Below are 18,832 nucleotides of genomic sequence, written 5' to 3' on the forward strand. Positions count from 1 at the left end.
CGGTGACAAGGCCGGGCCTGCGGAGCACAATGCCGACACGGCTTTCCGCAGAGCGATTGGAGGCCGACCGTGGCCACCACAGTACAGCAGGAGGCGCTGTCGTACGCGCCGGGCCCGCCCAGCGCACGGGCAGGTCGCCTCGTGCGCCCGGCGGAGGGCCCACCTGAGCTCGAGGAGTTGTGGCGCGTCGCCTTCGAGGCGAACCCGACCATGTACTTCATCATCGATGAGGCCGGTGCCATCGTGTCGGTGAACCGCTTCGGCGCGCAGCAGCTGGGCTACGAAGTGGCCGAGCTCGTCGGCCGGCCGGTGCTGGATGTCTTCTGCGAGGCCGACCGCCCCTTCGTGCAGCAGAACGCGACGGACTGCTTGTCCCAGCCGGGCCGCACCTTCCGCTGGGAGGCGCGCAAGGTGCGCAAGGACGGCCAGGTCCTCTGGGTGCGCGAAACGGCGAATGCCGTCATGCTCAGGAGCCGGCCCGTCCTGCTGGTGGCCTGCGAGGACGTGACCGAACGCAAGCACGCCGAAGAGGCGCTGCGCGACAGCGAGGAGCGCTTCCGCACCCTCGTGCAGTTCTCGTTCGACGTGTACTGGGAAACGGACAGCCAGCATCGCTTCGTGCGGCAGGAATTCGACGGCAGCGACACGTCGGAATGGCCCGCCCCCGGCAGCGAGCTGGGCAAGACGCGCTGGGAAGTGCCCTACCTGGAGCCGGACGAGGAGGCCTGGCGCAAGCACCGCGAGACGCTCGACGCCCATCTGCCCTTCCGCGATTTCGAGCTCGCGCGCCCGACACCCAGCGGCGGCAAGCGCTACGTGTCGGTCTCCGGGCTGCCGGTGTTCGACGATGCCGGCAACTTCGTCGGCTACCGGGGCGTCGGCCGGAACATCACGCAACGCAAGCGCTCGGAGGAGACGCTGCGCCAGCGCGAGAAGGAGCTGCGCGACATCGTCGAGACCATGCCGGCCATGGCCTTCGTCACCGACGCCCGCGGCCGAAATGCCATCGGCAACCGGCGCTGGCTCGAGTACACCGGGCTCGGGGCCGACGGCGTCAATTCGCAAGCCGCGATCCATCCCGAGGACGCTGCGCGCTACCAGGCCGCGCGCCGGCACAGCATCGACACCGGCGAGCCCTTCGAGGAAGAGGTGCGGCTGCGCCGCCACGACGGCGAGTACCGCTGGTTCCTCGGCCGGGTCGTGCCGCTGCGCGACGAGCACGGCAAGGTCCTGAAGTGGTACGGCGTGCACACCGACATCCACGATCGCAAGGTGGCCGACGAAGAGCGCGCCGCGCACCTGTGGTTCCTGGAGAGCATGGACCGCATCAACCGCGTGATGACCGGCACCAACGACCTCGAGCACATGTTGAGCAACGTGCTCGATGCGGTGCTGGAGATCTTCGCCTGCGACCGCGCCTGGCTGGTCTATCCCTGCGACCCCGAGACGCCGGCGTGGCGGGCCGTCATGGAACACACGCGCGCGCAATTCCCCGGAGCATTCGCCCTGGGGACGGAGGTACCTACCAGCGACGGCACCGCCACCGTGTTCCGCGCGGCCCGCGGCTGCGACGGTGCCGTGCTGTTCGGTCCCGGCCACGAATTGCAGGTGCCGCGACCGGTCGCCGATCGCTTCGGCGTGCGCTCGCAGATGGTGATGGCCGTGCGGCCGAAGGTCGACCGCGCCTACCTGTTCGGCGTACACCAGTGTTCCCACGCGCGCACGTGGAGCGAGCAGGAGCGGCGCCTGTTCGAGGAGATCGGCCGCCGCCTCGACGATGCGCTCACCAGCCTTCTCATGTTCCGTAGCCAGCGCGAGAGCGAGCGAAAACTCGAGGAGGCCCAGCGCATCGGCCACATGGGTTACTTCGAAGCCGACCTGCGCGAGCAGCGCCTCGTCCTCTCGGACGAGGCCTGCCGCATCTATGGTCTCGATCAGCATCAGCTTCCATCCTGGCAGGGACGGATCCTCGAACTCGTGCATCCGGACGACCGCTCGACGCTGGTCGACGCCATCGAGGCTGCGGGGAACGGCAACGGGCGATTCGAGCTGGAGTTCCGGGTCGTGCGCCCCAATGGAGAAGTGCGCATCGTGCACAGCCGCGGCGAGGCGACACGCGATGCGCCTGAAGGCAGCCCGCGCGCCTTCGGCACCGTGCAGGACGTCACGGAGCTGCGGCACGCGCAGGAGGAACTGCGTGCGAGCGCGCTGCGCCACCGCCGCATCTTCCAGGAGGCCAACGTCTCGATCTGGGAGGCGGACTTCTCCCGCATCGAGGCGGCGATCGACGCGCTGCGCCAGTGCGGCGTGAGCGACTTCCGCGGCTACATCGCCGCGCACCCGGAGTTCGTTCGCCACGCGATCCCGCTGATCCGAGTCCGCGACGTCAACGATGCGACGCTGCGGCTGTTCGGCGCGACATCGAAGGAGCAGCTGCAGGGCGCGCTGCCCGACCTGTTCGTGCCGGAGGCCGAAGCGGTCCTCGCCGAGCAGCTGATCGCCCTGGCCGACGGCCGGACATCGTTCCAGGGCGAGACCGCGATGCGCACGCTGGGCGGCGAGCGGCTGTCGGTGCTGCTCGCCGTCGCCTTCCCGCCGCGCGGCGCGAAGGCCGCCAGCACGCTCGTGAGCATCATGGACATCACCGAGCGCCGGCGGGCGCAACAGCTGACCCGCCACCTTTTCGAGACGGCGCCGGACGGCATGGTCATCATCGGCCGCGACTACCGCTACCAGCGCGTGAACCCGGTGTATGAAAGCAACTGGAACATGCCGGCCGAACGGATCATCGGCCTGCGTGTGCGCGACCTGTTCGGCGAGCAGGTCTTCGAGCAGGTGCTCAAGCCGCGCCTGGATCGCTGCTTCGCGGGCGAGCAGGTGTCGTTCGCCGACTGGTTCACCAACGCGCGCGGCCGCTTCTACTACTCGGTGATCTATGCGCCGCTGCGGCTGGGCTCCGAGCAGGTCGAAGCGGCCCTGGCGATCACGCGCGACCTCACCGACCACATGCTCGCGTCCGAGGCGCTGCGCGATGCCGAGGCCGCGCTGGCGCGGGTGAACCGCGTGACGACGCTGGGCGTGCTCGCCGCCTCGATCGCGCACGAGGTCAACCAGCCGCTGGGCGCCATGATCACGAGCGCCGCTGCCGGTGCCCGCTGGCTGGCGGCGCAGCCGCCCGAGATCGAGAAGGCGCGGTCGGCGCTGCAACGCATCACCGCCGACGGCCGGCGGGCGGGTCAGGTCGTCGACCGCATCCGCGCCCTGGTGAACCGCCAGGCGCCGCGGCGGGACCGCGTGGACGTCAACAAGGCGATCCTCGAGGTGATCGCGCTCACGCGCGACGAAATGCGGCGCAAGGCCATTGCGCTGCACACCTCGCTCGCGCCGGACCTGCCGGCCATCGAGGGCGACCGGGTCCAGCTGCAGCAGGTGGTCCTGAACCTCCTGGTCAATGCGATCGAGGTGATGGACGGCAGCGGCACGCCTGTGCGCGAGCTGGCCGTGACGAGCACGCGCGACGGCGGCAGCGCCGTTGCCGTGGAAGTGCGCGACTCGGGTCCCGGCATAGCCCCCGAGCATGCCGACCGGCTCTTCGAGGCCTTCTACACGACCAAGGACGAAGGCATCGGCATGGGCCTGTCGATCAGCCGCTCGATCGTCGAGGCGCATGGCGGGCGCCTGTCGGTGACGCCCAACGTGCCGCGTGGCGCCACTTTCCGGGTCGTGCTGCCCCGGCGCCCGCCGGAGGCGTGAATGTCCAGCGACCGGCCCGTGGTCTACATCGTCGACGACGACCGCTCGATGCGCGAGGCCATCCAGGACCTCATCGCCTCGATCGGCCTCCAGGCCCGCGGGTTCGCGTCACCCGGAGAGTTCCTGGACGCGCACCGGCCGGACGCGGCGGCCTGCCTGGTGCTCGACGTCCGCCTGCCGGGCTCGAGCGGCCTGGCCTTCCAGCAGGAGCTCGCACGGGCGGGCGTATCCATCCCCGTCATCTTCGTCACCGGGCACGGCGACATCCCGATGTCCGTGCGCGCCATCAAGGCCGGGGCCATGGAGTTCCTCACCAAGCCCTTCCGCGACCAGGATCTGCTCGACGCCGTGAACGCGGCGATCGAACGCGATCGCATGCAGCGGCGCGAGGCGGCCGTGCTGCAGGAGCTGAAGCAGCGCTACGACGCCCTCACCCCGCGCGAGCGCGAAGTGATGGCCCTCGTGATCCGGGGGCGGCTGAACAAGCAGGTCGCCGACGAGCTGGGTGTGAGCGAGGTGACCGTCAAGGTCCACCGCGGGCAGATCATGCGCAAGATGCGGGCGAAGTCCCTGCCCGAGCTGGTTCGCATGGGCGACGCGTTGCGGCGCGTGCCGGAGGTCACCCAATGAGCCGCCGCAGCGTCGCTTTCAGCATGTCGAAGGGCACGGGCTTTCGCAGGTGGGCGAAAAAGCCGAGCTCGGCGGTTCGCCGGCGGGTGTCCGGATCGTCCCAGGCGGAACAGGCGATCAGCACGGGCGCGGGCTCGAGTTGCCCCAGCATGGAAGCCGCCTCGAACCCGTCCATGATCGGCATCCCGAGGTCGAGCAGAACGGCGTCGAAGCGCGTGCGAACGGCGGCGCGGATCGCGTCCAGGCCGTTGTGGGCCGTGCTGGTGCGGTGGCCGGCGAGCCGGAGCAGTTCGGCCAAGGTGGCCGCGCTGTCGTGGTTGTCGTCGACGACCAGGATCCGCAGGCCCCCGGCTTGCGCGTCGCCCTCATGCATGGTGTGCTCCCTGGAATGCCAGCCAGCTCCGGGCGGCCTGCACGCTGCGGACATGGAGCGCGTGAAGCCGGGTATAGAGCTGCTCCAGCAGCTCGATCGTGAGGAGTTCGGGCAGCGATGAATTGAGCGCCCGCAGCTCGGCGAGCACGACCTCCCAGTCGAAGGGCTCGTTGGTGCGCTCGCGCAGCAGCAGCGAGCGGCAATGCGCCGGCACCTGCGCGCCCGCGGCACTGCGGTACATCGCCATCATCTCGTCGATGTCCAGCTTCCAGCGCACCTGCCCGATCGCCCTGTCGCACGACAGGAAGCCCGAATCGGTGAGCGCCTTGACGAACCGCTCGTCGTGCTCCGGCATCCTGATCACGCCGCGCAGCACGCCCGTCGTCGTGACGATGCCCGGCGCCACGAGCCGGCAGCGCTTGAGCAGCTGCGGCACCGTCCACGCCATCTCCGGCGTCACGGGAAGCACCGCGATGGCGGCGCGGGACTCATTCAGGGAAACAGGCATAGTCACTCTCCAGGCCCGGCGGTGTCAGGCTGTGGCCACCGCGGCCTCGATGCAGCCGAGCAGTTCGTCGTCGCCGAACGGCTTGGTCAGGTAAGCCACCACGCCGGCCTTGAGCGCGCGCACGCGGGCCGGCTCGTCGGGATAGGCCGTCATCAGGATGACCGGCAGCCGCCGGCCCGCCGCGACGAGATGCTCATGCAGCGCGAGGCCGCTCATGCCGGGCATGCACATGTCCGCCACCACGCACGCGACGCCCGCCTGCTGCGCCGCGTCGAGGAAGGCTTCCGCCGACGCGAAGGTCGCGGCCTGCAGGCGCGCCGACTCGAGCAGGTCCCGGGTGGTGTCGCGAATGGAGGGGTCGTCGTCGATGATCGCGACGAGCGGTGTTGCCGGCATTTGAAGTGATTCCCACGATGCTGGACGCAGGTTACGCACGACGGGCGCGCCCGGCCATTGGACCTGCGTACGCCGGTCCTACGACTTTGGTACAGGACAGTGGGCGCTACCGCGCCTGGAGCTGCCCGGCCGCCGTCCCCCGCGCCGGCACGAGCTCCCAGTGCTTTTCGTGGAAGCGCTCCAGCGCCGGGCGATGCGTGATCGAGACCAGGCCGCCGCCTTGCGTCTTCACGAGCGCGAGCAGCCGCTCGTACAGCGTGCGCTCGGCGGGCTCGTCGAGCGCGCTCGTCGCTTCGTCGGCCAGCACCCACGTGGGCTGCTTGAGGAACACGCGGGCCAGGGCCAGCCGCTGGCGCTCGCCGCCCGACAGCTTCTGGGTCCAGGCGTCCTCGTCGTCCAGGCGCGCCACGAGTTGCGGCAGCAGCGCGTCCTCCAGCGCCTTGCGCAGCTGCTCGTCGCCGTACGCCGACGCCGGCTCGGGGTACGCGAGTGCGGCGCGCAGGCTGCCGTCGGGGAAGTACGGGTTCTGCGGCACGGTCATGGCGTCGCGCGGCATCTCCACGCGCCCGCGCGCGAACGGCCAGATGCCCGCCAACGCGCGCAGCAAGGACGACTTGCCGCTGCCCGAAGGCCCGCGCAGCAGCACAGTCTCGCCCGGCTGCGCCAGCACGTTCACGCCTTCGAGCAGGACGCGGCCATCGGGCAGCGCGACGGTGAGGTCCCGCGCCGCGAGCTCGCGGCCTTCCACGCGCTGTTCGGGCGCGCCCTCCGCCGCGGTCTTCTGCAGGCTTGCCTCGAACGTGGTGAGACGGTCCACGGTGGCGCGCCAGGCGGCAAAGCGCGGGTAGTTGTCGACGAACCAGGAGAGCGCGTCGGAGACCTGGCTGAAGGCCTGGGCGATCTGCATCAACTCGCCAAGCTGGATCGCGCCGGAGAAGTAGCGCGGCGCCGCAACGATCAGGGGGAAAACGCTGGAGGCCTGGCCGAAGGACACCGTGAACCAGATCAGGTTCTTCTGCTTGCGGATGAGCTGCAGGTAATTCGCCAGCACGCGCGAGAAGCGCAGGTCGAGATGTTCGCGCTCCACCTTCTCGCCCTTGTCGAGCGCGATCGCCTCGCTGTACTCGCGCACGCGCACGAGGTGGTGGCGGAAGTCCGCTTCGAGCCGCTGCTGGTTGAAGTTCAACGCGATCTGCGGCCGGCCGATGTAGTTCGTGAGCACGCTGCCCACCAGCGCGTAGGCGATGGCGGCCCACACCATGAAGCCGGGAATGGTCCATTCGTGCCCGCCGAGGGCAAAGGAGAACGCGCCCGACAGGCCCCACAGGATGCCGATGAAACTCACCAGCGTCACCACGGAATCGAGCAGGCCCGCGCCCAGGAACAGCGTGTCCTGCGTGAACAGCTGCAGGTCCTCCTGGATGCGCTGGTCGGGGTTGTCCGGCGGCGCGCCCTCCTTGCCGAAGCGCGCGAGCTCCAGCTGGTAGAACGCCTTGTTCGCCAGCCAGCGCTGCAGGTAGTGCGCCGTCATCCATGCGCGCCAGCGGATCTCCAGCAGCTGGCGCACGTAGAACTTGTAGACGGCGATCACGAGGTAGATGAGCACCAGCACCGCCCAGCGCGTGAGCTGCTGCCAGAACACCGCCTGGTCCTTGTTCTGCAGCGCGTCGTAGAAGGTGCGGTTCCACTCGTTGAGCAGCACCAGCATGTAGACCGCCGCGAGGTTCAGGACGACGATCGCGGCGAGCATGCCGCGCGCCTTCCACTTGTCCTCGGAGGAGAAGTACGGCACCGCGAGCGCCCAGGTGCGGCGGGTGGCGGTGGCGAAGGCGGCGAACTTGTGTTCTTTCGGCATGGCGGCCCCCGGGTCAGGAGCGGCCATCGTAGCCGCAGGTCAGGCTGCCGGGACTCGCTTCGCCTGCCGTGTCAGCGCAATGATCCCGCGCTGCGCCCCGCTGCCGCCGAAACGCACGGCCTCGGCTTCGCACGCCGCGAGGTCCAGCTCGGCCTCGCGCGTGTCGTCCTCGAGGAGTGCCTTCAGGCCCGCGACCCAGGCGAGCGCGGGCCGGGCGCCGAGGTTTCCTTCGCCGGCCAGTCGCTCCAGGCGCTTGCGGCGCTCGTCCAGCGCGGCCCGGTCGCGCCGGGCAGCCGCCAGCATGGCGAGATGGATCTCGCCGAACGGATTCGATCCATTGGGAAAATCGTTCGAGGCATGCCGGCTCACACACGCCCAGGGCAGCTCGCGCATCCCGCGCAGGCCGAGCCGCCACAACAGCGACGCCCCATCCGCCAGTCCCATGAAAGGCGCACCCCGTTCGAGATAGGACATCACCGGCCCGAGGCAGCGTCGGAGGGCGGCCTCGTCGCGGCCCAGCGCCAGTTCCGCCAGTGCCGCGTGCCACTGCAGGTGGCCCCACATCAAGGCGTCATCCGGATAGGCGGGCAGCCACCCGGACAGGAACTCGAGGTACTCCGCCCCACGCCGTGCTTCGTGCCAGCCGTGGGCCAGGATGTGGGCGTTGTGCGCGTTCTGCGGGCGCACGCCGATCGCTTGCCGGGCCATCCACAAGCCTTCGTCGACGGCGCCGAGTTCGATGCGTGCCCAACCGCGGTACGCGAGCAGCCAGGGGTAGTCACGCGGGTAGTGGGGCTCGAGTTCATCGAGCAGGTGCAAGCGCAGTTCGTTGTGGTCGGCCCGGCCGCTGAACGCGAACAGCCCGTACGCGCCCATTCCCGTGGTCAGTGCGAGCAGGTCGCCCGGATACTGGCGAACGTGCATGAGCAGCCACGCCAGCCCTGCATGCGAACGCCCGTGGACCACATGGTCGAGAAGCTCGATCAGCGAACGCTCCCGTGGGGAAGTCCGGTGGGCAAGGTCCAGCGCCCGCACCATCGCGGCATTCGAGGCCTCGCGGCGTCCCCAGACGATGTGGATGAGCGACTTCAGCGCGTGGCCGAGCGCCAGGTCCGGGTCTTCCTGCGTCGCACTCTCCGCCGCTTCCAGCGCGCCGGGCCAGGCCCGCGCATGGAGGTCGATGGCCGAATCGATCAGGCGCAAGGCCTCGTGAGACGAGGTGGTGACCGCATTGCCGAGAGAGTCCTGCATGGCTGCCTCCGCGGGTGTGGATTCACCATAGCCGAAATCGGGGCGGCCGCAAGCCGCGCGCGCTCAGTGCTTCAGATTCGCGATGCCGGCCGCGACGTGGCCGGAAGGCACATGGCGTGCGGCATGGTCGACGTGGCCGGTCTGGTCGTCGAAGAAGAAGTCGGGCTCGAACTCGCGCAGGAACTCGCCCTTGGGCAGGCCGCCGAGGAACATCGCCTCGTCCACGCGGATGTTCCAGGACATCAGCGTGCGGATCGCGCGCTCGTGCGCCGGCGCGCTGCGCGCCGTCACGAGCGCGGTGCGGATGCGCATCGGCGCACTGCCCGCCTGCTGCAGCCGGTGCAGCGCCGCCAGGAAAGGCGTGAACGGCCCTTCGCGCAGCGGCTGCAGCGCGTGACTGAGCTCATGTTGCTGGAAGGCGTCGAGCCCATCCTTCTGGAACACGCGCTCCGCCTCGTCGGAGAAGATCACCGCGTCGCCATCGAAGGCGATGCGCACTTCGTCCGGGTAGTTGTCGCCGGCGAGCACGGATTCCATCAGCACGCGCGCGGCGGGAAAACCGGCCGCCAGGGCCTCGCGCACATCGTCGGCGTTGGCCGAGAGGAACAGCTTCGCGCCGAGCGGTCGCAGGTAGCGGAAGGGCGAGCGGCCTTGCGTGAAGACGCCGCGCACCAGCTTGATTTCGTTGGCCGCGCCCGAGCGGAACACCCGCATGCCCGAGACCGGGTCGTTGCGCGACAGGATCACCACCTCGACGCGCTGGACCTTGTCGTCGTTGAAGGCGAGCAGCTTCCTGATCAGCGAATAGGCGATGCCGGGCCGCGCGGGCACGTCCAGACGCTCCAGCTGCAATTTCATGTACGACTGGGGGTCGCCCGATTCGAAGATCGCGTTCTCCTCCTCGAAGTTGAAGAGGGCCCGCGAGGAGATCGCCACCACCAGCTTGTCGTCGAGGGTCACGGCCATGGTGCTCTAACGCTTCACTTCGCGAACTGGTTGAGCTGGATGATCGGCAAGAGGACCGCGAGCACGATCAGCATCACGACGAAGCCCATGCTGACGATCAGCAAGGGCTCGAGCACCGTGGCCAGTTGCATCGCGCGCCGCTGCACCTCGGCGCCGAGCTGGTTGGCCGCGCGCTGCAGCATGGTGGCGAGCTGGCCGGTCTGCTCGCCCAGGCGCGCGAACATCGGGATCAGGCCCGGGAAGCGCTTCTTCTGCGCCATGGCGGAAGCGAGCGGCGCGCCCTCGCGCACCAGCACCAGCGCGTCCATCGCATCGGCGCGCATCGCGCGGTTGCCGAGTGTCTCGGCCGCGGCCTGCAGCGCGCGCAGGATCGGCACGCCGGCGCCGGCCAGCATCGCGAGCGTGCTGGCAAAGCGCGCGGCGTTGTAGCCGCGCGCGAGCCGCCCGATCACCGGAAGCCGCAGCCAGGCGGCATCGAAACGCTCGCGCGTCGCCGGGTTGCGCAGGGCCAGGCGCAGCGCCACGAAGCCGGCCACCAGCAGCAGCACCAGCAGCCAGCCCCACTGCCGCACGCCGTTGCCGATCGCGAGCATCGCCACCGTCAGGAACGGCAGCGCGCGCTTGGTGCCGGCAAACACGTTCGCGACCTGCGGCACGACATAGGCCACCAGGAAGAGCACGATCACGATCGCGACCACCGTGACGATCGCCGGATAGAGCGCCGCACCGAGCAGGCGCGCATTGAGCGCCTGCCGCTCCTCGAGGTCGTCGGCCAGGCGCTCCAGCACGATGCCCAGGCTGCCGCTCTGCTCGCCGGCACCGACCACCGCGATGTAGATCTCGGGAAATTCGCGCGGGAACCGCGACAGGGCCTTGGCGAAGGTCGAGCCGGCGTTGACTTCGGAGCGCAGCGCGGCCACCAGGTTGCGCTCGCGCTCGTCCTCGGATTCTTCGGTCAGCGCCGTGAGCGCCCGCTCGAGCGGCAGGCCCGAGGTGACCAGGCCCGCCAGCTGCCGCGTCCAGATCGCCAGGCCCGTGCTGGTGAAGACGGACCGGCTGAAGAGCCGCTGCCCGAGAGCCGCCCCCGCGTCATTGGCGGCCCCCGCGACCGGCTGCACCTGCAGCGGCACCAGCGATTGCGCCCGCAGCAGGCCGCGCACCGCCTTGGCCGTGTCGGCCTCCATCACCCCGCGGCGGGTCTCGCCTTGCGGATCGAGCGCTTCGAAGGAATAGGCGGGCATGGCGGGATTATGTCCCGCCGCCGCTCAGAGCTGCCGCAGCCTGAACCGCTGCAGCTTGCCGGTTTCGGTGCGCGGCAGCGCCTGCACGAACTCGATCTCGCGCGGGTACTTGTAGGGCGCGATGGTCGACTTCACGTGCTCCTGCAAGGCCCTGACCATGGCGGCGTCGGCCTCGTTGCCGGGCTTGAGCACGACGAAGGCCTTGACGATCATGCCGCGTTCCTCGTCGGGCTTGCCGATCACGCCGCATTCGGCCACGGCCGGATGGCGCAGCAGCGCGTCCTCGACCTCGGGACCGCCGACGTTGTAGCCGGCCGTGATGATCATGTCGTCGGCGCGCGCCTGGTAGACGAAGTAGCCCTCCTCGTCCTGCACGAACGCGTCGCCCGGGTAGTTCCAGCCGTTCTTCACGTAATGGGCCTGGCGCGCGTCATCGAGGTACTTGCAGCCGGTCGGCCCGATCACAGCCAGCTTGCCGATCGTGCCGCGCGGCACTTCGTTGCCCTCGTCGTCCACCACCTTCGCTTCATAGCCCGGCACCACCTTGCCGATCGCGCCGCGCTTCACCTCTTCGGGCGGCGACGAGATGAAGATGTGGAACATCTCGGTCGCGCCGATGCCGTCGGTGATCTCGATGCCGCTCGCCTGCTTCCACAGCTGGCGCGTCGCGTCCGGCAGGCCCTCGCCCGCGCTCACGCTGATGCGCAAGGCGCCGACACCGTTCTGCCTGGCGAACGGCGCCATGGCGCGGTAGAAGGTCGGCGCGGTGTAGCAGATGGTCGCGCCGACATCCTTGATGGTCTTGACCATCGTCTCCGGCGTGTACGGCGCATCGGGGAAGTACACGCTGCAGCCGGCCCACATCGGGAACACCAGCAGGCCGCCCAGGCCGAAGGTGAACGCGAGCGGCGGAGAGCCGACCACGATGTCCTCGGGCGTGGCGCGCAGCACGTGGCGCGGCCAGGCTTCGCAGGCGGCGAGGATGTCGCGGTGCGTGTGCACCGCCGCCTTCGGCTTGCCCGTGGTGCCGGAGGTGAACGCCATCATCGCGATGTCGTCGGCCGAGGTGGGGCAGGCCGCGACACCGCCCTCCTTCCGGGCCGAGCGCACCGCCAGCGAGCCGGGTTCGGTCGGCGCGTTGAAGGGCACGACCGTCGCGAGCACGGGCCGCTCCCGGCGCGCGAGTTCCAGCTCCTCCAGCAGCTTGATGTCGCACAGCGCCAGGGTCGGCTGCGCCTTGTCGATGATGTCGCCCAGCTCGCGTGCGCGCAGCAGCGGCATGGTCGCGACCGCCACCAGGCCGGCCTTCACGACGGCGAGCCACGCCAGCGCGAGTCCGATCGAATTGCCGCCGCGCAGCAGCACCCGGTTGCCCGGCACCAGGCCCAGGTCTTCCGTGAGCACGCGGCCGATGCGGTCGACGCGGTCGCGCACGTCCTCGTAGGTCAGCACGATCCTGGACGAGCGCAATAGCGGCCGCGCGCCCCACCCCTTTTGCGCCGCCTTGTCGAGCAGCTCCTCGACCACGTTCACTTGCGGCGGGAACTGCAGCTCGGGCCGGTCGTAACGCAGCGTCGGCCACTGGTCCTGCGGCGGCAGCCGCTCGTGCACGAAGCGGTCGACCTGTGCGCTCATTCAGCAGCCTCCGAATGCGAACGGGCATGGTCCTTCACCTTGCCCAGCAACTTGTGCAGGGTCGCGATCTCCTTGTCGGACAGCGCGGCAAAGGCGTCCACGATCCAGCGCTCGTGCTGGTGCGCCATGTCATGGAAGAGCTTGCGGCCCTTGGGCGTGAGGCGCACGCGGTAGGCGCGCCGGTCGCCTTCCACGTCCACCCGGTCCACCAGCCCCTCGGCCGCGAGCTGGTCGGTGATGCCGGTGACGTTGCCGCCCGTGACCATCATGCGGCGCGAGAGCTCGTTCATCTTCAGGCCCTCGGGCGCGCGCTCGAGCTGCGCCATCAGGTCGAAGCGGGGCAACGTGGTGTCGAAGCGCTCGCGCAGGTTGCTGCGCACCTGCTTTTCGACGATCTGGGTGCAGGTGAGCAGCCGCAGCCACAGGCGCAGCGCCTCGGGGTGCTCGCTGTGCGCGCGCGCTTCCATGTCCATCGGCCGGTCCTTCACGTTGATTCTGCGAACCCTAAATAGTTTAGGCCTCAATCAATCGGTGTCAACACGGGTTTCTCGGCATGCGCTACCCTAAGGGGAGCTTTTTGCCGGAAAGGAACCATGGAACCTTTGGTGCGCAAGATCGAATCGCAGCTGGCCGAACTGTCCGTGCCGGTCGCGTTCAAGCTGCCGGGCGGCCAGCGCGTGGGCTCAGCCGCCCCGGCCGTCACGCTCACGTTCAACGACTGGTCGAGCATGGCGACGCTCGCGGCCGGGCAGATCGGCCGCATTGCCGAGGACATCGTCGAGGACCGCGTGCAGCTCGAGGGCCGCATGCGCGACGTCATGGCCGTCGCCGCGCAGCTGCTGCCCGGCGAGCCCGTCAACAGCGACACCGGCTGGTGGACCCAGATGATGCGGCGCGCGAAGTCGCTGGCGCTGCACACGCCGCAGAAGGACGCGCAGCAGATCCAGTTCCATTACGACGTCTCCGACGACTTCTACGCGCTCTGGCTGGATCCGCGCCGCGTCTATTCCTGCGCGTACTACCGCGACGTGCAGATGCCGCTCGGCGAGGCGCAGGAAGCCAAGCTCGACCACATCTGCCGCAAGCTCATGCTGCAGCCGGGCGAGAAGTTCCTGGACATCGGTGCCGGCTGGGGCGGCCTGCTGCTGTGGGCCGCCGAGAACTACGGCGTCGATGCGACCGGCATCACCCTCTCGAAGAACCAGCACGCCCACGTGAACCGGCTGATCGAGGACAAGGGGCTCAAGGGGCGCGTGCGGATGGAGCTGCGCGACTACCGCGACCTGGAAGGCAACGGCAGCTTCGACAAGATCGCGTCGGTCGGCATGTTCGAGCATGTCGGCCAGGCGAACATGGTGGCCTACTTCGCCAAGATGCGCTCGCTGCTGAAACCCGGCGGCCTCGCGATGAACCATGGCATCACCTCCGGCAACCTCGAACCGGGGCAGCTCGGTGCCGGCATGGGCAACTTCATCGAGAAGTACATCTTCCCGGGCGGCGAGCTGCTGCACGTGAGCCACGTGCTGCGCGAGCTCGCGGTCAGCGGCCTGGAGATGGTCGATGTCGAGAACCTGCGCCCGCACTACGCGCGCACGCTGTGGGCCTGGTCGGACGCGCTGGAAGACCGGCTCGGCGAGGCCCAGCGCGTGCTGGAAACGACCGGCGTGGCGCGCGACGCGGGCAAGGTGCTGCGGGCCTATCGCCTGTACCTGGCCGGCTGCGCCATGAGTTTCGAGCGCGGCTGGATCAGCCTGCACCAGGTGCTGGCGATCCGGCCCGACGGCCAGCTCGAGTCCGGCAACCTGCACGGCGCACAATCGAGCTACCCCTTCAACCGCGAGTACATGTACCGCGACCAGCGCTAGCAATGCTCTACAAGTTCAAATCGAAGGCCGCGGGCGACCTGATCATGCTGCAGCCCAATGGCCGGCGCGTGCTGGAGATCATCGGCAAGGACCCGGGCGCCAAGGGCATCATCCTGCCCGAGGAGATGCCCGGCGCGATCGCCGCGCTCGAGAAGGCGATCGCGCAGGAGGAGATCGAGCAGAAAGCCGCGGTCGAGGAAGCCATCGCCAAGGGACAGGTAGCGCCGCGCTTCGAGGGCGTTTCGCTGCGCCAGCGCGCGCTGCCGTTCATCGACATGCTGAAGCGCTGCGAGAGGGAAAAAAAGGAAATCGTCTGGGGCGTGTGATCGCAGCATGGACAAGTGTGACGACGCCTTCCTCTCGAATTACCGGCTCCTCGCCAGGTACAACCGCTGGTTCAACGAACGCCTCTACGACGCCTGCGAGCGGCTTCCGGATGCGGAGCGACGTCGCGATCGCGGGGCGTTCTTCCGGTCCATTGCCGGTTCGCTGAATCACCTTCTGTGGGCTGATCGACTGTGGCTGCGGCGCTTCGCCGCGCAGGGAGTTGCCTTTCCCGCGCTGGCTCCCGAGCTGCTGGAGCTGCCGCTAGGAGCGGTCCACGACACCATCATTCACGAGGATTGGGCGCAGCTGCGGACAGCTCGACGCGCGCTCGACATCGCGGTGGAGGCGTGGGTGCGTGACATGCCGCAGGATTTCCCGATGCGGACCATCCGGTACACCAACACCAAAGGCGCGCCCCGCGAGCACGCCGCCTGGCAGGCGATGACCCACTTGTTCAATCACCAGACGCACCATCGCGGCCAAATCACGACGCTGCTCTCGCAGGCGGGCATCGACATGGGCCTGACGGACATCGTCGCGCTCGCCTAGGATCGAAAGCAGCGATTCACGCCGGCGTCAGCCAAAGTATCTCCAGTTCCCTTCGGAGATCACCTTGACCGTGCCGTTCACGACCTGGATCGCGGTCTGGTCGTCGATCGCGTAAGACGGGTTTCCCAGCCCTGCGGCCCAACGCTCCGCATAAGGCATGGCGTTCTCCGGAAAGTCCGGGAAGTCCAGATGAGGGAAGATGGAGAAGTCGACGATGCCCAGGCCCCTGTCATCGCCGGTGATGGAGGGCTTCATTTCCACGAAGGCGTCGCCCACGCGCGGTGTCAGCGCCATGCTTCCGGCGCTCAGTCCCATCCAGACCTTGTCGCGCAGCGACGGCAACAGGTCGGCCAAGCCGGATTGCCGCATCCAATGGGCCAGGAAAACAGCGTCACCGCCGTTGACCAGCAGTATGTCGGCGCTGCGCACCCACGTCGTCCATCGCTCCCGGGAGATGTGCGGCAGCGCCGTGAGCTCGAGCAGGCCCAGGGATTTCCACCCGAGTTCGACCATCGGGCATCGCGGCTCCCGGCCGCTGACGAAACGCCACGCACCGGCCGGCGATCCGCGCGGATGGCCGTAACCGGCCGTGGGGATGCAAAGCGCATCGCATTCGGCGATCGGTTTGCCCAGCAACTCGAGCAGCGCCTTGTGAATGCCTGCGTTCTTGACACCCGCGGAAGTCAGCAGGAGTTTCATCGGTGGTCCTTTCAAAGGGGCGTGCGGCCCGGATGGGCGCGCCTCCCGCTCACGACGAACGGCGGCCCAGGTTCTCGACATGGAAGGACGACTTTCTCCCGCCCAACTGCGATACGTACACTGCGGTCATGGCTGATGGAACGGTCTCGAAGCCGGAGCCACTTCGCTTTGCGACCGCCCGCGCGTTCGAGGCCTGGCTGCGCAAGAACCATGCATCTTCCGGTGGCGTCTGGCTACTGATTGCCAAGGCTGGTGCCGAGGAACCGACGGTCACCTATCCACAGGCCGTGGAAATCGCGCTTTGCTACGGGTGGATCGACGGGCAGAAGAAGGGTCTTGACGAGCAGCACTGGCTGCAGCGCTTCACGCCCAGGCGTGCGGGCAGCCTGTGGTCGAAGGCCAATCGCGAAAAAGCGGAGGCCTTGATCCAATCGGGTCGGATGCAGCCCAGTGGAATCGCGGAGATCGTCCGGGCCAAAGGCTACGGGCGATGGCACGCGGCTTACGACGGTGCACGGACGGCAGTCGTGCCGCCCGACCTGCAGACAGCCCTCGATGCACGGCCCGAGGCCCGAAGCTTCTTCGCTCAGCTGGATGGCGCGAACCGCTATGCCGTCCTGTGGCGGATTCAGACTGCGAAGCGACCGGAGACGCGTTCGAGGCGGATTGAAGCGCTGGTGGAGATGCTGGCCCGAGGCGAGAAGATCCACGGCTGAAAGCGCGCTCTCCGGATGAGTTTGCCGGCAGCCTCGAGGTCGCATCGGCGTATGCATCAGCCTGAGCCTGCCGGCCTGTACACCTGCCCGGACTGCGCATATTCTTGGATGTGGAGTGCGCGGCATGAACCCTCGACAAACCTGCCTCGCCGGCTTCATCCGGCGAAATGTCGACGAGATTGTCGAAGAATGGGCGGAGTTCGCGCAGACGAATCTGCCGCCGGCCAGGGAGTTGCCGCCCGAGGACCTGCGTGGCGCGGCCAAGGTGCTGCTGCGGGCGATCGCGCAGGACATGGACAGCGCGCAGAGCGGCGGCGAACAGCACGAAAAGTCACGAGGCAATCGCCCGGAGAACGCGCCGAAACTCACGCAGATGGCCCGAAGGGACGCCGACCAGCGCTTCCGCCAGGGCTTTTCGCTCAACGAGATGTTGGCCGAGTACCGTGCCCTGCGAGCCAGCGTGCTGCGCAGATGGACCGATCGGCTGCGGGGCGCGGACATGGACACGCTCGAGGAACTGGTCCGGTTCAACGAGGCCATCGACCAGGCGATCGGCGAGTCGACCGCCTCGTATGTCGAACGGGTCGAGGAATCGCGCAACTTGCTGCTGGACGTGCTGGGGCACGATCTGCGCACCCCACTCAGCGCGGCGCGCCTGTCGACGGAATACTTGCTGCGCTCGAAAGGACTGACGCAGGCGCAGACCGAGGCCGCAGCTCGCATCCAGTCGAGTACCAGGCGTATGCGCGAGATGGTCCAGGACTTGCTCGACTTCACGCGCACGCGGCTGGGGGGCGGTCTGCCGATCGAGCCGGCCGCCGCCGACTTCGGGCGAGTCTGCCGGCAGGTGGTCGACGAGCTCGAAGCGTTCCAGCCGGAGCACGTGCTGCGCGTGCACTGCGAGGGCGATCTTGGCGGTGAATGGGACGCGCACAGGCTGGGCCAGCTCGTCTCCAATCTCGTCGCGAATGCCATACAGCACGGAAAGGAGAACGGTGCAATCACGATCGGGCTCGTCGGGGCCGGGCAGGAAGTCCGCCTCGAGGTGCACAACGAGGGGCCGCCGATCGCTCCCGAGGCCATGCCCAGCCTGTTCGATCCGACCATGCGGCCCGCGATGCAGTCGACGGACAGGGACGAGGGCTCGTCGGGCCTGGGCCTGGGCCTGGGCCTTTACATCGTGAGGGAAATCGCCCGCGCCCACGGCGGCGATGTCGGAGTCGAATCCGCAGAAGACGCAGGAACGACCTTCACCGTTCGCCTCCCGCGGCGTGCGTCCGGCACACGAACCACGCAGCAGGCAGCGTCGGGTACCACGGCCGCGACGCGCGCTGGTCAGTCGGCGTTGTCGTCACCGGTCTAGTTGAGTATGCTCCGCACCCGATGCACCCACTGAACATGCGCGTCGAGCAGGCCTTCGGTGCCTGGCGCGACAGGCGGCAGCTCCTGCAGGACACCAGCAAAGCCCTGGAAGCGGCGCTCGACGATTTCGCCCATGGCAAAGGCCAGGAGCCCGTGGAACTGAAGGCCAGGCTTGAATCGCTGCGGGTGGAGTGCGATGAGCTGTTCGTGCAGGTCCTGGATGCAGTCAAGGCGGCCCAGGCGGGCGGAGTCAGATAACCGCGAGCCGTGCGTGCGCTGGGTGACTGGTTCTTTCCAGGCGCAGTGGGCGAGGACGGCAATGGCAAGGAAAACCGCATGATCAAGGTCACCGTGATGTACCCGTACACCGAGGGCGCGCGTTTCGACCACGCCTACTACCGCGACCGGCACATGCCGATGGTGAAGGCGAGGCTGGGCAGCGCCTGCGCCTACTACACCGTCGAAAAAGGCCTGTCCGGCAGGGCGCCCGGTACACCGCCCGCGTTCGTGGCGATGTGCGCGTTCTACTGTGATTCGGCCGAAGCCTACCTGGCCGCCAGCCAGGAGCACAGCGCCGAGATACGGGGCGACATCGCCAACTACACCGACATCGTGCCGGTGGCCCAGTTGAGCGAGGTCATCGTCGAGCGGTCGGATCGTTGAGCGCACCGGATCGAGTCTGACGACACCCGGGCGCCTGCTTTCG

19 protein-coding genes are annotated in these 18,832 nt (G+C 68.5%); 9 read left to right on the top strand and 10 right to left on the bottom strand.

From position 1 onward, the window contains the following. The first annotated feature begins 69 nt into the window (after positions 1 to 69). Both AC3EF3_RS17055 and AC3EF3_RS17060 read left to right on the top strand, forming a co-directional pair. Positions 70 to 3,753: a PAS domain S-box protein gene (locus tag AC3EF3_RS17055; RefSeq protein ID WP_488533335.1), complete on the top strand. Its 3,684-nt coding sequence runs from the start codon at positions 70 to 72 to the stop codon at positions 3,751 to 3,753. After that, positions 3,754 to 4,383: a response regulator transcription factor gene (locus tag AC3EF3_RS17060; RefSeq protein WP_488533336.1), complete on the top strand. Its 630-nt coding sequence runs from the start codon at positions 3,754 to 3,756 to the stop codon at positions 4,381 to 4,383. It abuts the gene before it with no gap. Here AC3EF3_RS17060 and AC3EF3_RS17065 read toward each other — a convergent pair. The 9 genes from AC3EF3_RS17065 to AC3EF3_RS17105 form a co-directional block, all read right to left on the bottom strand. Further along, entirely contained in the window at positions 4,373 to 4,756 is a 384-nt protein-coding gene (locus tag AC3EF3_RS17065) for a response regulator (protein ID WP_488533337.1), read from the bottom strand. The two genes, AC3EF3_RS17060 and AC3EF3_RS17065, sit on opposite strands and share 11 nt — an antisense overlap. After that, entirely contained in the window at positions 4,749 to 5,264 is a 516-nt protein-coding gene (locus AC3EF3_RS17070) for a hypothetical protein (protein ID WP_488533338.1), read from the bottom strand. Before AC3EF3_RS17070 ends, AC3EF3_RS17065 begins: the two co-directional genes overlap by 8 nt. A 24-nt stretch (positions 5,265 to 5,288) precedes the next feature. Continuing rightward, the gene (locus AC3EF3_RS17075) at positions 5,289 to 5,660 is read right to left on the bottom strand and encodes a response regulator transcription factor (RefSeq protein WP_488533339.1); all 372 of its coding nucleotides are present in this window, start codon (positions 5,658 to 5,660) and stop codon (positions 5,289 to 5,291) included. Between the two features lie 106 nt (positions 5,661 to 5,766). Continuing rightward, entirely contained in the window at positions 5,767 to 7,515 is a 1,749-nt protein-coding gene (locus AC3EF3_RS17080) for an ABC transporter ATP-binding protein/permease (RefSeq protein WP_488533340.1), read from the bottom strand. Positions 7,516 to 7,554: 39 nt separating this feature from the next. Further along, positions 7,555 to 8,766, bottom strand: a complete 1,212-nt coding sequence (locus AC3EF3_RS17085; protein ID WP_488533341.1) for a tetratricopeptide repeat protein — start codon at positions 8,764 to 8,766, stop codon at positions 7,555 to 7,557. A 63-nt stretch (positions 8,767 to 8,829) separates the two neighbouring features. Continuing rightward, entirely contained in the window at positions 8,830 to 9,732 is a 903-nt protein-coding gene (locus AC3EF3_RS17090) for a 5'-nucleotidase (RefSeq protein WP_488533342.1), read from the bottom strand. Between the two features lie 14 nt (positions 9,733 to 9,746). Beyond that, positions 9,747 to 10,973, bottom strand: a complete 1,227-nt coding sequence (gspF, locus tag AC3EF3_RS17095) for a type II secretion system inner membrane protein GspF (protein WP_488533343.1) — start codon at positions 10,971 to 10,973, stop codon at positions 9,747 to 9,749. A gap of 24 nt (positions 10,974 to 10,997) precedes the next feature. Beyond that, a complete protein-coding gene (locus AC3EF3_RS17100; protein ID WP_488533344.1) occupies positions 10,998 to 12,608 on the bottom strand; it encodes an AMP-binding protein in 1,611 nt (536 codons plus the stop codon). After that, positions 12,605 to 13,081, bottom strand: a complete 477-nt coding sequence (locus AC3EF3_RS17105; RefSeq protein WP_488533345.1) for a MarR family winged helix-turn-helix transcriptional regulator — start codon at positions 13,079 to 13,081, stop codon at positions 12,605 to 12,607. Before AC3EF3_RS17105 ends, AC3EF3_RS17100 begins: the two co-directional genes overlap by 4 nt. Positions 13,082 to 13,201: 120 nt before the next feature. On the opposite strand from AC3EF3_RS17105, the gene AC3EF3_RS17110 reads away from it, so the two are divergent. From AC3EF3_RS17110 to AC3EF3_RS17120, 3 genes are read left to right on the top strand one after another with little or no spacing between them, the layout of a single operon-like run. After that, entirely contained in the window at positions 13,202 to 14,473 is a 1,272-nt protein-coding gene (locus tag AC3EF3_RS17110) for a class I SAM-dependent methyltransferase (RefSeq protein ID WP_488533346.1), read from the top strand. A gap of 2 nt (positions 14,474 to 14,475) precedes the next feature. Further along, positions 14,476 to 14,799 carry a DUF1840 domain-containing protein gene (locus tag AC3EF3_RS17115; RefSeq protein WP_488533347.1) on the top strand — a complete coding sequence of 108 codons (324 nt, stop codon included), beginning with the start codon at positions 14,476 to 14,478 and terminating at the stop codon, positions 14,797 to 14,799. A gap of 7 nt (positions 14,800 to 14,806) precedes the next feature. Beyond that, entirely contained in the window at positions 14,807 to 15,349 is a 543-nt protein-coding gene (locus tag AC3EF3_RS17120; RefSeq protein WP_488533348.1) for a DinB family protein, read from the top strand. Between the two features lie 27 nt (positions 15,350 to 15,376). Here the strand turns inward: AC3EF3_RS17120 and AC3EF3_RS17125 are convergent, their stop codons facing one another. Further along, on the bottom strand, positions 15,377 to 16,048 hold the full coding sequence (locus tag AC3EF3_RS17125; RefSeq protein WP_488533349.1) for a Type 1 glutamine amidotransferase-like domain-containing protein: 672 nt from the start codon (positions 16,046 to 16,048) through the stop codon (positions 15,377 to 15,379). 128 nt (positions 16,049 to 16,176) lie between these two features. Between AC3EF3_RS17125 and AC3EF3_RS17130 the strand changes: the two genes are divergently transcribed. From AC3EF3_RS17130 to AC3EF3_RS17145, 4 genes are all read left to right on the top strand, one after another. After that, positions 16,177 to 16,764 carry a YdeI/OmpD-associated family protein gene (locus AC3EF3_RS17130; RefSeq protein ID WP_488533350.1) on the top strand — a complete coding sequence of 196 codons (588 nt, stop codon included), beginning with the start codon at positions 16,177 to 16,179 and terminating at the stop codon, positions 16,762 to 16,764. Between the two features lie 124 nt (positions 16,765 to 16,888). After that, the gene (locus tag AC3EF3_RS17135; protein WP_488533351.1) at positions 16,889 to 18,127 is read left to right on the top strand and encodes an ATP-binding protein; all 1,239 of its coding nucleotides are present in this window, start codon (positions 16,889 to 16,891) and stop codon (positions 18,125 to 18,127) included. Between the two features lie 35 nt (positions 18,128 to 18,162). Continuing rightward, positions 18,163 to 18,384, top strand: coding sequence for a hypothetical protein (locus AC3EF3_RS17140; protein WP_488533352.1), 222 nt, complete (start codon positions 18,163 to 18,165; stop codon positions 18,382 to 18,384). A gap of 78 nt (positions 18,385 to 18,462) precedes the next feature. After that, entirely contained in the window at positions 18,463 to 18,789 is a 327-nt protein-coding gene (locus AC3EF3_RS17145; protein ID WP_488533353.1) for an EthD family reductase, read from the top strand. Positions 18,790 to 18,832: the final 43 nt, after the last annotated feature.

It is taken from the genome of Ramlibacter sp. GS1-15, from assembly GCF_057785015.1.